Below are 15269 nucleotides of genomic sequence, written 5' to 3' on the forward strand. Positions count from 1 at the left end.
TCAATACCAGCCCTTAAAAATTTGAACCCATTCGATAACGAAATCAGCGTATTCCATTGCTTCGTCTTTGCTTATCTTGTCGCCGCCCGCGTGACCGGCCTTCCGATTTCTCGCGTCAGCCATGTCCAATATTCGATCCAAGGCAAGAACTTGGGGGGAAAGATCCTTGAGAGGATGTGTGGCGTGCTCAATCGTGGAAAGCAGCGCGGCAAACATCAACGCCTTTAATGAACTATTACCTCGAACAAGCGCATTCCGAATCTCTCTCAAATTCTGCGAAGCCAGTCGCCTAACTGTGTCATCGGTGAGTTGGGCCGCTGGGAGTGTTCGTAGAATTTCCGAAGCTAGATCCTTCGTCCAATTCTTGTCCTGGCTCCGATCGGGCAATCTACGGACGTCCACTGGAAATCTCTTCAACAACCATTGAAAAACACTCTCGGCGAGGTTGTGAGTCTCAATCAGCAAACTGGTCAAATCTTCCTGCCAAGTTTTATCTTGGGAGGCCAACAGTGCGTTCCTGCGCAGCACACTGGTCAAGTACCCTGAAATAGCAGGCACTTTGCCAGACCAGCTGTAATCTGCCAGCACAGTTAAATCGATCTGGTTCTCAAGAGACCGCAGCCACTCCTCTGCCGACAATTCATTCGATCGCGTCTCACCCACTGCGTCAGCGATGTAGCGTGCCAGACCCTCGTTACGAGGCAGGACTTCCTGCAATGGCTTGCGCAACCATGATGCCGCCTGCTGAAGACCGAAAGGGTCGGCAACCAGCCAGGGTTGTGGCCCGGCCTCGTCTGGAAAGATCCACGTCCACAACCACATCGGCTGCCCCGAATCCTCGACAAAGCTCAGGCTCTCAATGCGGACACGTGTCGGAAGTTCATCATCACGCTGCTTGGCGTGGTCGTGATCCGTCCGATAGCGCTCGAACGCATCAAATAGCGCCCCCATGTCCAATGCACCTTCCCGGAAATGATTTAGGCGGAACGGTCGATCTTCCTTTCCGGAATCCAGATCACGCAGGAATATCGGATAACCACGTTCATCGATTCGCCTCGCTTCAATTTCAGGAAGTTCTTCAGTGAATCTCGGCAACCAGTTGCCTGAGATCGCGTCCTGATACGCGTATCCCATTCGGACTTCCTCGCTGGCGTCCTGAGTCTCTTCGAGAACACGCTCACCTTGAGTAGTAACGGCACCTAAGGTAGTCATCCAGCCGTTGGGGATCAGCTGTGTGGCAATGATGAACACCACGAGCTCCCGGTCCAGCCCCAGCAGTGCCGCCATTTCCGAGCTGTCCTGGCATCGAGCCCGTGCAAGTCCAAGGATCGCCTGCTGGAACAGATTCAGCTTCAGTACACGCTTTGTTGGATAGAGAACCTTCCAAACTCGAACAGGCCACAGAAACGAACGCCCACCAGGGGGACGACGCGCATCAAAGCGGAGATAGCGATCAGCGACCATTTGCCATATCCTCCCTGCAAAGCTTTAGGAAAGCATTCAGAGCTGGGACGGCTTCCTCGGACTCAGGACATTCAGCCATGCCTTTGTCACCAACGGCAACAAGGAGCTTTCTCTGGCGGCTCATCGCCACATTTAAGCGGTTTGCCAGGCGCAAGTGGCCGTACTTACCATTTAGCAATCGTTCACGCTCACTCCCGTCCTTTTGATCGGAAACGGTTGAGTCGTTAGCTCGCACGATCGACAGGAAGACGAGATCAAACTCTTTGCCTTGGAAAGCGTCGACCGTGCCAACGCGCAGGCGCTCATCACCTGACTCAGTTTGCCGGTAGGATCTTGCGATCCGGATTTCACCGTCCTCCTCCTCGGCAAGGCCTTGGTCGGCGAAAGCGTCAAGAATTAGGTCACATTGAGCGCGGTAAAAACTAATGACGCCAATACTCAATGTCGGTCCACAAGAATCTGTTATCCGCTTGACTTCTTTTGCAATAGCAATTGCCTCAGATCGTCTTTCATAGCCGGGTTTTAGAAATTTTTCTTTCCCGTCCTGCAGAGGCACATCCAACCAAGCAGCACATTTGCCTTGGTAGCCAGGAATCGTGTGGGCGAAATCCTGTGCGGGTCGCCCTGAGTGCAAAACGTCCAGTCCCACAGATTCATAAAACTGCTTGCTGATGAAGTCACCCAGAGTCGGATGCATTCTGTACTGCGTATCGAGCATCACGACGCGCTTGATGTTGTCAACTTTCTCCTGCTCCCTAAGCTGTTTCACCAACCGCTCAAAAAGACTCTGCTCATACGCCTTTGCTTGAGCCTCAGTCAGGCTTTGCCTGGAAATGAGTTCATCTTCCAACTCTCGCTGAACAAGGTGAGGTAGCTGTCGATGGTCGCCAACTAGGATGATGCGACGCCGCGCCATCGCCATGGGAACGAAGAGATCGAGAGGGTTTGCTCTCGCCGCTTCGTCAATGACAACCGTGTCGAACTCAATTCCTTCTGATGCATCTAGATCGCTCAACTCCTTCAAACTGCTCATCGCCTTACCAGCTGACTGTTGGCATGTCGCACCGACAATGCTGGCGTACTCGCGGACCGCTCTCGCTGCCTCATTGGGGGACTGGGCAAGCGCCGCGTGGTACGAGGCCACTACCGCAGAGATGCCACGGCGTGATTGGCGCAAAGGCGCGGCGATTGCGCACTCGATATCGGCCAAGAGACCAAGTGCTTCTCCACTCAACGCCTGCTTCAGCTGCGGGGGCCTGTAGTCGGGGCTCAGTCGATCCAGCATGGCCCGCTTAAAGGCAGCCAATTCAGATAGGTCTGCCTCCGTAGCGTCGGCAACCGTTGAAAGTCGCTGGAGCAACATCCACTCGGACTCTTCGAGTTTGACTCCGCCACGTAGCAGAGTGCGCTCAAGCTGATGAGCTCTGTCCGGGCCGTCATCGGAGAAGCCGATGTGGCTGGTGCGCAGAGCCCGGAGCAATCGCACAAGCCCAGCGGGCTCGTTGGCCTGACGCTGGGTTTCAACTCGTTTCTGCTGAGCCAGGAACTCATCCCACCGATCTTTAATATTGGCCGGGAGACGAACATCCAGAGCGAACAACTGGTGCAACAAAAGATCAATTTGCTCGAACTGTGTTTGGCGTTCCTGTGCCGACAAACTTGCGAGTCTCAATGCTGTGACCCGCCGATCAAGCTCTTTCAAGGGCTGAGTCAGGGGCTCGTTCAGCTGAATCGCATCGAGTCGAACGGCGATTTCCTTTCGTTTGCGTTCACACCAAACACCAACGGGGTCGACGCCGCCTTCGTCACGACGCCCTCGGCCGCCAATGCGAACAGCAGGCAAGCCAAAGACTTCAGCACGATTAAGGGCGTTATCGACGGCGTCGTGCTGGTAACTACTGATCAGCACTTGGTGCTGCAGCGAGTTTTCACCTAGTGTTTCGGCAAGGCGACGCTGCAAAGCAGCAATGACCTGGGTCTTTCCCGTTCCTGGTGGACCAACGATAAGCGCGATATCAGGTGTGTTTATCGCCTTCTCCAATGCCTCAATCTGGCGCTTTGTTGGAGCACCCTTAAAGCAAGCTTTGGCGTAGGCGGATAAGCCATCGAGTTGACGCCGTCGGGCGCTTGGCGGTGCAACCCCTTCCAGCAGGTAGCTCAATTGCGGCAATCGGCGTCCATCATTGATGGATTGCCTTGCACGCGCACGACGGGTCTGTACAGCTTCGTCACCTGATAGAGAGTAGTAGATGAAGCCCTTGGCTGGTGGCCGTTCCGAGCGCCGGTCCTGGCTTGGAATCAAGACAACGCCGTCTTTCTCAAACCGCAATACCCCTCGAACTGGGCGACGCCGTGCCCGGTCGCCTTTCTCCGGTGTGTCTTCAACTTCGGAATCAAGATCGAGTTCTTTCTCACCAAGTTCTACTTGTGTTGTGGCTGATAAACCCAGGGTTTTCCATCGTTTTCGGAAATCCTTCAGGTGGTCAACATCAACTTTTAGAAACCATGCCCAGAGCTCACCCTCGATGAGATCCGCGTTCTTGAACCGAAGAGAGCCAAGCTCTCGCGCGCAATCTCTTGCCTGTTCCCATTCAAGCGCGCCGTATTCCTGCCATAGGCGCAGGTAGCTTCCGTTGTCGCGAAGTGCAGCATCCAGGAGTGCGCGCTGCTCTGTACTCTGGAGCCGAACGGCGACACTGGCATCTTGGAAAGAGATCTTGCCTACGGCCATCGCCACACGTGCATTAGTACCCTTGAGACGTGTGACGCTCATCAGTCTCAGCACGCCCGCATCTCGTTTGACGGTGCCTCGCCACCCCGCTCCAAACAGAACGAAACCTTCATCGGAAACGTTGTCGAAGCGACCAAGAAAGACACGATCCATTTCGGCGGTCGCCGCGTCATCAGCAGCGATGAATTGATCTGTCAACCAATCCACGGCCGCCTGTACGTCCGGTGCGGAAATCACACCCCTACTGGCCAATTGCTCCGCAATGGCCTCATCAACAGAAATCGCCATATCCAACTGGATCTGCTCGACCAAATCCAACGATTGAAGGTGGAGAACCTTTTCGTGTCGATTTCTTAAGACCCACAGTGTCAAGCCACGCTGCACCCGAATCGCAGTTCGATCTTGGCTTCCGACTACTTTGCCGACGCAGACGAAATCCCCCTGACGGAGAAGATAGTCATTGCCGTGTGCCTGCACTGATACTGCCTCGCCGATCTGCCAATCAGCATCCAAGTCGTCACAAGAGAATTGGACAAGTTCACTCGATAGGAGAGAAAAATCGCAGAGTTTCATCGTTGGCTCACCAGTTGAAACGCCATACGACGTGCTCTTCTTCTACTGCCCCTAGATGGAGCCAGAAAGACACACCTGAACGACTTTCTGATTTAAGCCGCTGTCGACGCGCAACGGCTACGACTTTGTCGTCAGATGCTCTCTGCAAGGAAACTCGCGCACCGGCGGAGGGCTCTATCCACAACCCATCCTTGGCAAGTTGAACCGTACATAGCGGACTCGCATCCGCGTACAAGGACGTTCCCAAGGGCAAGGTTTTCAATTCGGCTGGGCTCACGCTTAACACCAGGGCCTTACCTGTGCGAGTCCAGCACTCCTTGCGAATCAACGACTCAGGAACATCCTCCGTCAAGCCCTCCCGGAGCAGCTCGGGCGGCATATAGCGATATTCCTGCAGCAGGATCGTCCGATTCTTGTCCTGAGCGTGATCACAAAATGGACAAGTCTGTTTTGGGGTGTAGAAGAACGTACTGCCACAGGACTCGCATTGATCGCAATGACCTGTGGCAGCCTCGAAGGCATCAGCCCATTCACTCAGACTAGGTCGCTCACCTGGACTATTCAGCCCCGCATTGAAGCATCGTTCAAACAACGCACGCAGTGGCGCGTTGAGCGTGATCTCGCGTGGCAGACCAATCGACAAGGCATTGCTGCGATCAACTGGGTGATCTACCCAAGGGAGTTCGCCACGGAGAGCCGCCTCTTCACGCTCCGGCTCACCTTCAAGGACAACGTCTCCCTTGAGTGGGTGAACCAGCGTGAGGATGCGATATGCCATGACCGCAAAACTCCAACTGTCTGTCAGCGTATTGATGCCAGTCTCCCCCCGGAGAATCTCGGGTGCACCGTAATCAGGAGTGAAGACGCCTTGCTGACCATCACGCGACTGACTCGCAACGTTGTCGGCATCGATTAACCAGACTTCGGCGTACTCTAGTGATTGCGATGCGAAGACATTTGCAGGGGAGAGATCGCCATAGGCCAATCCACGCCCATGCAACTGAGCCAACACCCGCGCCAGTCGCGCTAGCATCTTCAACCTACGCAGCAGGCCACCTGTCTTCACATAGCCTGAGAGGCCGTCATCAGACATCAAGGAGTCAGTCGCCACCTGCATCAGCTCAGTCATTGGGGCCAACCCATCCATCAACTCCATCACGTAACCGGGCTGCGGCTGCGTGATGAGGGCCAACGGATGTGCTATCGGAAGACCTTCAAGTGGCTGGCGCATAAGTGCGCGGATCTTGTTCGTCCAACTGGCTCGTTTTTCTTCTGTGGTTGCTCGCGCAACTTTGACGAGAACGTTGGGGTAGTTGGTCGTGCAGACGATTCCCTGCCCACCTTCGCCGATGCGACCTGTCAACTCATAGGACTGACCATGTTGGTCTAGCACCGTCCTGTTTTTCTTCGGTGCTTCTGCTGTTGTTGTGCTCATTCGGACGTCCTAAATATGGTCACCAGTGTCTTGTCGTCGCTGTGCAAGGGGGTCGCCCAGTCGCTCAATTCAGACTGCAGCCAGCGTCTGCCTCGGCGACGATTCCGAGTGCTTAGGTCTTGATAAAGCGCATCAAAGAACTCTGCGAGTTGGGCTGGCTCGAGATCATCGGCCACGCCATCTGTCATCAGGACAACACCATCACCTGGCTCGGTGAGTCGACCGAATGTGGTGCTCCATTTGTCCTGCACGTGATTGGACTCAAGTGCCCACGTCTGATTGCTATAGGCTGTTCGGTCTGGTGTGACGCGACGAAACTGGCCAGCGCATCTCACAAGCAGCAAACCGTCACCCAGTTGAGCTGCATGGAAATCGCCCTCAGCTGTCACGCGACCGAACAACAGCGTTGTTGCAGCGTCTCTTGGGGTTGTCGGCTCAATGGCTTCGAGCCATTGCTGATGAATCAATGGCAGCGTTGTAGGCAGATTGAAGCTGCTCGATGCGGCGCGCAAAATCTGTCGGGAAATCTGGCAGGCATTACGTGCCCCCAGATCACTACGTGCTCGAGATCCCAGTCCGTCAGCCACGGCCGCAATCCAGCCGCCCCGCCAGCCAGATAAAGCCATCGCGTCCTGGTTAGGCTCGCCCAGTTCTAGGTGTCGGGGGCCGATGACGCTCGCGCCGCAGGCAATAAACCTCATTGGAAGTCGAGGTCCAATGCGTCGTCATCCGGCGGCGGGACAACGAAGGTGGTTGAGAGGTCTGGATTTTGGCTTGCAGTGCGAGTGGTGACGCTCATGGTCACCGCTCGGAAGAAACGATGGATGTCCCGGGCGTTGTGTGCCTTGAAAATGGGCGCTTCTGCGTCGTTTGCAAAATCCCTCAGCATGGCTTCGTCGGCATCTGGGCCAATTGCCATTGCAAGCCGGGTTGCTTTTTGCGCCCGCTCGGAATCGCAGAGAGCCTTGAAGGGAACCTCCCAGTCGTCGGTCGGCTGCCCATCAGACAAAAGGATCAAGACGGGGCGGTAGGCTCGAGAGGGGATGCGATCCTTGTCCTCCAGCAGTTGACGGGCGAGGTCAAATGCAGCACCCATCGGTGTCACCCCTTCGGCCTTCAATTCCGCAAACCCCGCGACGCTGTGTGCCGCAGCCAGCGGTAGGTGCATCTGAGCCTTGCCGCCGAAGGTGATCAAGCCCACTTGGATCTCGGCGCGCAAACGACTTTCCTTGGCGAAAGTCGAGACCATGTCCTTCATCGCAGCATTTAGCGCTTCGATCTTGCCGTTCTCCCCCATGCTCCCACTTGTGTCAGCCAAGACGATCACGGGGAGAGGCCGGGGCGTGGCGACAGCGAATTTTTTGAGACTGCTCATCTTCTTTGTCCTTTGATCAGGTTGATTTTTCGTATTCGGGCTTGGAGTCTTGGGTGATGAAACCGGCGCCTTGATGGAACGCATCGCGAGATCGCCGACGTTTCGGCTCACAATGTCTTCTTGGTATTTGGCAAACCCCATGACCCAGTCTCCAGTTCATAAAAGTTCTTATGCTTATGCACCATCCGTGCCAGCTTTTTTGGGCTGGTACTTGAGCAACCAATTCGTCAGGGTTTGGTAACTGCCAAGATCCAACAGCTTCGCTGCCTCAGTCTTGTTGCCACGACTCTGCTCCATAGCTCTATCCAGGTAGTGTCGAGCCACATCTGCCATCAGATCAGGCAGTGAGAACCCCTCGCCAAGTGACGCTCCAAGAATGGCATCGTCTGTGCCGGTGGATGTGAGCGAGAGAACCTCATCGATATCCTTGGCTGCTATTTCCTCTCCTGGCGCCCAGATGGATGCCCTCAAAAGCGCGTTGTGCAGCTCCCTCACATTGCCCGGCCAGGCGTGACGAAGAAGAAGATTTCTTGCACTAACAGACAAGGTCTTATGTTTGAAGCCCGGCTGTGAAGTTGCTTCGCGGTTGATCTGCGCCAGCAAAGCGTCGACCAATAGATTGAGGTCCCCTTCGCGAGCGCGCAGGGGAGGCAATGCCAAGATGCCAACAGCGATTCGATGAAACACATCCTCTCTGAATCGCCCCGCCCGAACTTCTTCCGGAAGAACCCGGTTGGTAGCGGCGACTATGCGCACATCGATTTTTCGGGACTTACTGGCCCCCAGGCGCGTCACTTCATGCTCCTGGAGTACGCGCAGAAGTCGAACCTGTGACTGCAGGGGCAGTTCACCGATTTCGTCCAAAAAAAGCGTTCCGCCATCGGCCGACTCAAAGTAGCCAGCACGGGTTGTATGGGCACCGGTGAACGCGCCCTTCTCATGACCAAACAGTTCGGAATCGATCAACTCGAGAGGGATGGCCCCGCAGTTGACCGCGACAAAGGGCGCATCTTTTCGCTTGCTGGAAGCGTGGATCGCACGTGCGAAGAGTTCCTTGCCGGTCCCGGACTCCCCTTGGATCAATACGGGCAGATCCCGTTGGGCCAATCTCTGCGCCATCGCGACTACGCGCTTCATTGCACTGCAGCGATGGATGATGTTGCCGAACTCCGGCGCAGCAGGCGGCAACCCCTGCACAAGGTGCGCCAGCGCCTCGTCAGCCGCCTTGCTTGCAACAGGAAGAAACTCAGCAGCCAGGTCGAATGGAACAACGACAGGACGCACGCCGTGTTCACGAGAGGATTCGATGAGACTGGCCCCGTACTTGGCTTTCGCCAACAGCACCCAGACAGCAGCCATGGCAGGGGTGCCAGGGCTCACGTGAAAAGTGAACGGCAGTTCAGGAGAAGAAGTGAGCGTCGCGGACACCGCTCCGTTGGCTGCAACGTATATATCTTCGAAATCAGTGGGGCTTCGCAGTTTTGCGTACCGCACCTCTGTAGCCCCCGTGAATTTGCCGCTCAGCCACGCCACGAAGTTCTGCGTTTTCTGCAGCCCGTGATCTGACAGGAGCACTAGACGGTGATACACCCCGGTCTCCAGCGCCATCAAGATGGGACCGAAGTCTGTGCCCGACGCATCCTCCGAGGCGCGGAGGTCTGAATTACCAAGCCAGGCAAAAAGTGCGGACATCAGGCATAAGAAATTATGTTTTTACATAAGTTTCATTCTATCCTGCGCAGCACGCATTCGGATTGGCGCCAAGCACCCAAGGCGAATGAAAACATGTTGATCAACAACGTACACTGGGCTGAGAAAGTCACCGGAAGCAATGGCTTCTGTCAATCAGGCCTCGGCATCGCCTCTCCTGAGCGGGCATCTTCTGGCGTTGGCTGCAGAGCTGCAGCCTCTATAAAGTCAGCCACCGTCTGCCATCCAGAGCGCAGTTGCGCTTCGCTTTTGCCAACGTAGTGACCCAAGGTCACGTCCCCTGCGACCGAGTGGTTCAGCATTCGTTTCAGCAAGCCACCTTGTTGGCGCCGACCGAAAACTGAGCCACTTTTGAGGGTAGTGCCGACCCAAAACTGAGCCAGGTGAACAACTTAATCTGCTGCTTTTTTGTGCAGCAGAGGACAAGGAGTGATCACCATGGACATGATTGGCAGGATCCGGCATTTGTATGCCCGCAAGAACAAATCGGAGCGCGAGATATCGCGCATGACAGGGCTATCGCGCAACACGGTGGCGAAGTGGCTGCACGGCGAGGTGGACGGCCCACCGAGGTACCGCCGCAGCGAACAGCCCAACAAACTGACGGCGTTTCATGACGCGCTCATGCTGGCCTTGAAGGCCGATGCACGGCGGCCCAAACACGAGCGGCGCACGGCCAAGGCGCTGTACGCCGAGATCAGGCAAGCGGGCTACGAAGGGGGTTACACGCGGGTGACCGACTTCATCCGGGCGTGGCGCCAGAGCGAGGGTCAGGGGGCGGCCGTCAATGCCTTCGTGCCGCTGGCCTTCGAGCTGGGAGAGGCTTTCCAGTTCGACTGGAGCGAGGAAGGCATGGTGATCGGCGGCATCTACTACCGGGTGCAGGTCTCGCATATGAAGCTGTGTGCTTCGCGGGCCTTCTGGCTGGTGGCGTACCCCAGCCAGGGTCACGAGATGCTGTTCGATGCCCACACCCGATCGTTCGCCGCGCTGGGCGGCGTGGCACGCCGGGGCATCTACGACAACATGAAGACCGCTGTAGACAAGGTCAAGAAGGGCAAGGGACGCATCGTCAACGAGCGCTTTGCCACCATGTGCGCGCACTACCTCTATGACCCGGACTTCTGCAACGTGGCCAGCGGCTGGGAGAAAGGGGTGGTGGAGAAGAACGTGCAGGACAGCCGCCGACGCATCTGGATCGACGCGGCGCAGATCAAGTTCGGCAGCTTCACCGAACTCAACGCCTGGCTGGGCCAGCGCTGCCGCGCGTTGTGGGACGAGGTACGCCACCCCGAGCACAAGCAGTTCAGCGTGTCGGAGATGCTCGAACACGAGCGGGCGCACCTCATGCCCATGCCGCTGCCCTTCGACGGCTACGTCGAGAAACCCGCGCGGGTTTCCAGCACCTGCCTGGTGTCTGTGGCGCGCAACCGGTATTCGGTGCCGTGCGAACGCGTGGGCCAGATGGTGAGCACGCGGCTGTACCCGGGCCGCGTGGTCATCGTGGCCGATGATGAGGTCATCGCCCGCCACGAACGTCTGAGCAACGCGGGCGAGACCCGGTACGACTGGCAGCACTACATCCCGCTGCTGCAGAGAAAGCCCGGGGCGCTGAGAAACGGAGCGCCCTTTGCGGACATGCCCGAGCCACTGCAGCGGCTGCGCCGCGGGCTATTGCGTAACCCGGGAGGCGACCGGGTGATGGCGCAAGTGCTGGCGATTGTGCTTGGCGCCGGTCTGGACGCGGTGCTGGTGGCCATCGAGCTGGCGCTGGAGAGCGGTGCGCCAGGCAAGGTGAGCGTGGAGCATGTGGTCAACGTGCTGAGCCGGCTCAACGCGCAGCCGGCACCTCCCACGGCGGCCACACGGCTGAAGGTGACAACGCCACCGCTGGCAAACACGGCCCGCTACGACAGCCTTCGGGCCGACACCGCGGACAGTGCCGTGGGCGCCACCACCGAAGGAGCCCGCCATGAAGACTGATGTGCTGGTCGAACTCAAGGCGCTGCGCCTGCACGGCATGGCCGGTGCCTGGGCTGATCTGGTCGAGCAAGGCGGTGGCGATGGCGGCGGCCTGGGCATCGAGACCTCGCGCTGGCTGATCGAGCACCTGCTGCAGGCCGAGGGCACGGACCGGGCGATGCGCTCGATCAGCCACCAGATGCACGCGGCGAAGTTCCCGGTGCACCGGGACATGGCGGGCTTTGACTTCTCGGTCTCGCCGGTGGACCGAAAGCTCGTCACCACGCTGGCCGGCACTGCCTTTACCGACGAGGCGCACAACGTGGTGCTGGTGGGCGGCCCGGGCACGGGCAAGACCCATCTGGCCACTGCCATCGGCGTCTCGGGCATCACCCGCCATGGCAAGCGGGTGCGGTTCTACTCCACGGTCGATCTGGTTAACGCACTGGAGCAGGAGAAGGCGCAGGGCAAGGCCGGTCGCATCGCCACCAGCTTGCTGCGCATGGACCTGATCATCCTGGACGAGCTGGGTTATCTGCCGTTCAGCCAGGCCGGCGGGGCGCTGCTGTTCCACCTGCTGAGCAAGCTGTACGAACACACCAGCGTGATGATCACGACCAACCTGGACTTCGCCGAATGGTCCAGCGTGTTCGGCGACGCGAAGATGACCACCGCGCTGCTGGACCGTCTCACGCACCACTGCCACATCGTGGAGACGGGCAACGAGTCGATCCGGTTCAGCCGCAGCACGGCCGCTGCGAAGAAGCGGATCAAGGCCCGGGAACAGGACCGAAAGAGTGCCTCAACGCAGGCTGAGCCCGACCCATTCTGAGCAGGCACCGCGCAGGGCAAGCCGCTACGGGCTACGCCCTTCGCGGCTTGCCCAGCGCCTTCAACACATCAGCAAGGAGATCAGCAAACCAGGATAGCACCTACACTTATCCACAGCCGACCCTTGAAACGTCGGCTTCCACCCCTGGCTCAATATTCAGTCGGCACGGTGGCTCAGATTTGGATCGGCGCCGACAGGCCCACCCAGTCTGGAGTCCTGCACGCGGGACGTCTATGCGCCCGGGGCATCTTTTGATATTGCCACCGTCACCCGTATCGCATATGACGTTGCGTCTGCAGCATGCCATTTGCACCAGCAGGGAATCCTGCACGGAGACCTTTACGCCCATAACATCCTGCACGATGAGCGAGGCCACGCCTTGCTGGGCGATTTTGGGGCCGCTTCGTTTTACCCCCCCACCTGGGAACAGCGGGCCACAGGGATACAACAAATTGAGGTGCGCGCTTTCGACTGCCTGCTGGAGGAGTTGATTGAACGGTGCGACGAGTCAACAGGACCTCAGGGTGGTCTGACAACCCTCACCCAATTGAAAGCCCATTGCCTTTCCGACGGCCCAGAAAGCCGGCCTTTGTTTGAAGCGATGGTGCCAGTGCTCGGTGAACTTGCGGCTTCATGTGCCACCCAGGGCCACCCGTCTATTGAGACCGCACCCGCAGAGCTTGCGCAACGCGATTGAGCGCATTGCCGGTGACGCGGATGGATTATTCCTCCTCGCCCGCGTGCAGTCATTTGCCCCACAATCCCTTGCTTTCCCGAAGCACAGCAACATGCCCCCTCAACTGCCCTGGCTGGAGCCAGAGGATTCTTTGCCAGATCCTTCCACCGCATGGGGGGCAGACAGCCCTGCTCCCGGCCTCTTGGCAGCGGGCGGGGCCCTTGACGCAGCGCATTTACGCGCTGCCTACACCCAGGGCACATTTCCATGGTTCAGCACCGGCCAGCCGATTCTCTGGTGGGCACCGGATCCTCGCATGGTGCTGGAGGTGGCAGCATTCCGACTGCATCGCTCCCTGCGAAAAACCCTGCAGAGATTTCGGGCCAACCCGGCCTGTGAAATCCGCATCGACTCCGCCTTTGGCAAGGTCATCCGGGCATGCTCCAGCACCCCTCGGGACGGACAGAACGGCACCTGGATCGTTCCCGACATGGTGGTCGCCTATGAGGCGCTGCACGCGCAAGGAATGGCGCACAGCGTCGAAACGTGGGTGGACGGAAAGCTGGCAGGTGGACTGTATTGCGTGGCGATCGGCCACGCCGTGTTTGGCGAATCGATGTTTGCCCATGCTACGGACGCCTCCAAGATCGCGCTGGCCGCACTGGTGTGCATGTGCCGTCGCAACAGCGTCGAACTGATTGACTGCCAGCAAAACACATCGCACCTGGCATCGCTCGGCGCTCGCGAAATGCCCCGCGCGGAGTTCCTGCAACATGTCCAAGGCCAGAGCGCCCGGCCGCCCATTCCGTGGCATTTTGAGCCCGTATACTGGAATGAACTGCTGCTTCCCCCGGCGCTCACGGCATGACGCAACTCAACGACCTCCCGCTGCAAACGCTTCAGTTCTATGCAACCGCCCCCTACCCGTGCAGTTATCTGCCCGACAGGCAGGCGCGGTCGCAGGTCGCCACACCCAGCCACCTGATTCAAACCGATGTCTATTCGGGCTTGGTGACCCAGGGGTTCCGGCGCAGCGGCATGTTCACATACCGCCCCTACTGCGACGGTTGCCAGGCATGTGTGCCCTTGCGCATCAAGGTGAACGATTTCAAGCCCGATCGCAGTCAACGCAGAGCTGCTTCACGCCATGGGCACTTGCAGGCCAGGGTATTGAGGTTGTGTTTTATTCCCGAGCATTACCAACTGTACCGGCTGTACCAGAATGCCCGCCATCCGGGCGGCGGCATGGACCACGACAGCGTTGATCAATACACACAGTTCCTGCTGCAAAGCCGCGTAAACACGCGCCTCGTGGAATTCCGCGAACTTGATGCATCGGGCGGGGCGGGTCAGCTCAAGATGGTGTCCATCCTGGACATCCTGGAAGATGGTCTGTCAGCCGTCTACACGTTCTACGCACCAGACGCACATTGCAGCTATGGCACGTACAACGTGATGTGGCAGATTGCCCAGGCCAAGTCCTTGGGCCTGCCCCATGTGTACCTGGGTTACTGGATCCAGGAAAGCGCGAAGATGAACTACAAAGCCCGGTTCATTCCCCATGAAATTCGGGTGGCAAACAGATGGATCTGCCCACCAGCTCCGCACGCGTCCGGGGCGCATTAGCGCCTGCCACATTTCACAAGATAAAATGCAGTGATTCCCGTCTCATAACATCCCATGAAGAAAAAAGATCCAGGCGTCCCCGTGAAACCCAGCGTTCAGGTGCTCGAACGCATGTTCACGCTGATCGATGTCCTGGCATCCCGCGAAGAAGCCATATCGCTCAAGGAAATCAGCGAAAAAACCGGCCTGCACCCCTCCACCACCCATCGCATCCTGAACGACCTGACCATTGGCCGCTTCGTCGACCGACCTGAATCGGGCAGCTACCGTTTGGGCATGAGGCTGCTGGAACTCGGCAATCTCGTCAAGGCTCGCCTGAGTGTGCGCGATGCGGCACTTGCGCCCATGCGCAATCTGCACAAGCTGATTCAGCAGCCCGTGAACCTCAGCATGCGGCAGGGCGATGAAATTGTGTATGTCGAGCGCGCCTACAGCGAACGCTCTGGAATGCAAGTGGTGCGAGCGATCGGCGGGCGCGCTCCTTTGCACCTCACATCCACCGGCAAGCTGTTTCTGGCGCTCGACGATCCACAACGCGTGCGCGCATATGCCACGCGCACCGGGCTGGCAGGACACACCCGCAACAGCATCACCCAGCTGCCGATACTCGAGCGCGAATTGGCAAAGGCCCGCCAGTATGGCGTTGCCCGCGACAATGAAGAGCTGGAGCTTGGCGTGCGCTGCATGGCAGCAGGCGTCTTTGATGACCAGGGCAAGCTGGTGGCAGGCCTGTCCATATCCGCCCCCGCCGATCGCCTTGATGAGGGCTGGCTGCCCAAGCTGCAGGCCACTGCCCACGAAATTTCCCTGGCGCTGGGCTACCTCTCCACCAAAGACACGACCGTCAGCTCCCCCGACGCGTGAAGCAAGCCAGACAGCCGGGGA

At 58.1% G+C, this 15269-nt stretch carries 12 protein-coding genes and 1 pseudogene; 7 read left to right on the plus strand and 6 right to left on the minus strand.

Annotation, left to right across the window (positions count from 1 at the left end):
* The 6 genes from CBP34_RS12395 to CBP34_RS12420 all read right to left on the minus strand — a co-directional run bounded on the left by CBP34_RS12395 (position 1) and on the right by CBP34_RS12420 (position 9270).
* Positions 1 to 1464 (minus strand): hypothetical protein, encoded by a 1464-nt coding sequence (locus tag CBP34_RS12395; protein ID WP_157896469.1) that lies wholly within the window; start codon positions 1462 to 1464, stop codon positions 1 to 3.
* Positions 1454 to 4768 (minus strand): DEAD/DEAH box helicase, encoded by a 3315-nt coding sequence (locus CBP34_RS12400; protein ID WP_094098206.1) that lies wholly within the window; start codon positions 4766 to 4768, stop codon positions 1454 to 1456. The genes CBP34_RS12395 and CBP34_RS12400 overlap by 11 nt, the downstream gene beginning before the upstream one ends.
* Before the next feature lie 7 nt (positions 4769 to 4775).
* Positions 4776 to 6203: a protein kinase domain-containing protein gene (locus CBP34_RS12405; RefSeq protein WP_094098208.1), complete on the minus strand. Its 1428-nt coding sequence runs from the start codon at positions 6201 to 6203 to the stop codon at positions 4776 to 4778.
* Positions 6200 to 6829 carry a PP2C family serine/threonine-protein phosphatase gene (locus CBP34_RS12410; RefSeq protein WP_236748580.1) on the minus strand — a complete coding sequence of 210 codons (630 nt, stop codon included), beginning with the start codon at positions 6827 to 6829 and terminating at the stop codon, positions 6200 to 6202. The genes CBP34_RS12405 and CBP34_RS12410 overlap by 4 nt, the downstream gene beginning before the upstream one ends.
* A gap of 71 nt (positions 6830 to 6900) precedes the next feature.
* On the minus strand, positions 6901 to 7719 hold the full coding sequence (locus CBP34_RS12415; protein WP_236748414.1) for a vWA domain-containing protein: 819 nt from the start codon (positions 7717 to 7719) through the stop codon (positions 6901 to 6903).
* 33 nt (positions 7720 to 7752) lie between these two features.
* Positions 7753 to 9270: a sigma-54 interaction domain-containing protein gene (locus CBP34_RS12420; RefSeq protein WP_094098213.1), complete on the minus strand. Its 1518-nt coding sequence runs from the start codon at positions 9268 to 9270 to the stop codon at positions 7753 to 7755.
* A 456-nt stretch (positions 9271 to 9726) separates the two neighbouring features.
* Here CBP34_RS12420 and istA point away from each other — a divergent pair, with 456 nt between their 5' ends.
* From istA to CBP34_RS12460, 7 genes and pseudogenes are all read left to right on the plus strand, one after another.
* On the plus strand, positions 9727 to 11271 hold the full coding sequence (gene istA / locus CBP34_RS12430; RefSeq protein WP_087748263.1) for an IS21 family transposase: 1545 nt from the start codon (positions 9727 to 9729) through the stop codon (positions 11269 to 11271).
* Entirely contained in the window at positions 11261 to 12082 is an 822-nt protein-coding gene (istB, locus tag CBP34_RS12435; protein ID WP_087745763.1) for an IS21-like element helper ATPase IstB, read from the plus strand. The genes istA and istB overlap by 11 nt, the downstream gene beginning before the upstream one ends.
* A gap of 274 nt (positions 12083 to 12356) precedes the next feature.
* Positions 12357 to 12440, plus strand: a pseudogene (locus CBP34_RS20075) (lipopolysaccharide kinase InaA family protein); the annotation flags it as partial.
* A 21-nt stretch (positions 12441 to 12461) separates the two neighbouring features.
* Complete coding sequence (locus CBP34_RS20080; protein WP_236748415.1) at positions 12462 to 12779, plus strand: hypothetical protein; 318 nt, start codon at positions 12462 to 12464, stop codon at positions 12777 to 12779.
* 91 nt (positions 12780 to 12870) lie between these two features.
* Entirely contained in the window at positions 12871 to 13626 is a 756-nt protein-coding gene (gene aat, locus CBP34_RS12450; RefSeq protein WP_086912754.1) for a leucyl/phenylalanyl-tRNA--protein transferase, read from the plus strand.
* The gene (locus CBP34_RS12455) at positions 13623 to 14384 is read left to right on the plus strand and encodes an arginyltransferase (RefSeq protein WP_094098218.1); all 762 of its coding nucleotides are present in this window, start codon (positions 13623 to 13625) and stop codon (positions 14382 to 14384) included. The genes aat and CBP34_RS12455 overlap by 4 nt, the downstream gene beginning before the upstream one ends.
* 54 nt (positions 14385 to 14438) lie before the next feature.
* Positions 14439 to 15248 carry an IclR family transcriptional regulator gene (locus tag CBP34_RS12460; RefSeq protein WP_086912756.1) on the plus strand — a complete coding sequence of 270 codons (810 nt, stop codon included), beginning with the start codon at positions 14439 to 14441 and terminating at the stop codon, positions 15246 to 15248.
* Positions 15249 to 15269: the final 21 nt, after the last annotated feature.

It is taken from the genome of Acidovorax carolinensis, assembly GCF_002157145.1.
In the GTDB taxonomy this organism is placed as follows: domain Bacteria; phylum Pseudomonadota; class Gammaproteobacteria; order Burkholderiales; family Burkholderiaceae_C; genus Acidovorax; species Acidovorax carolinensis.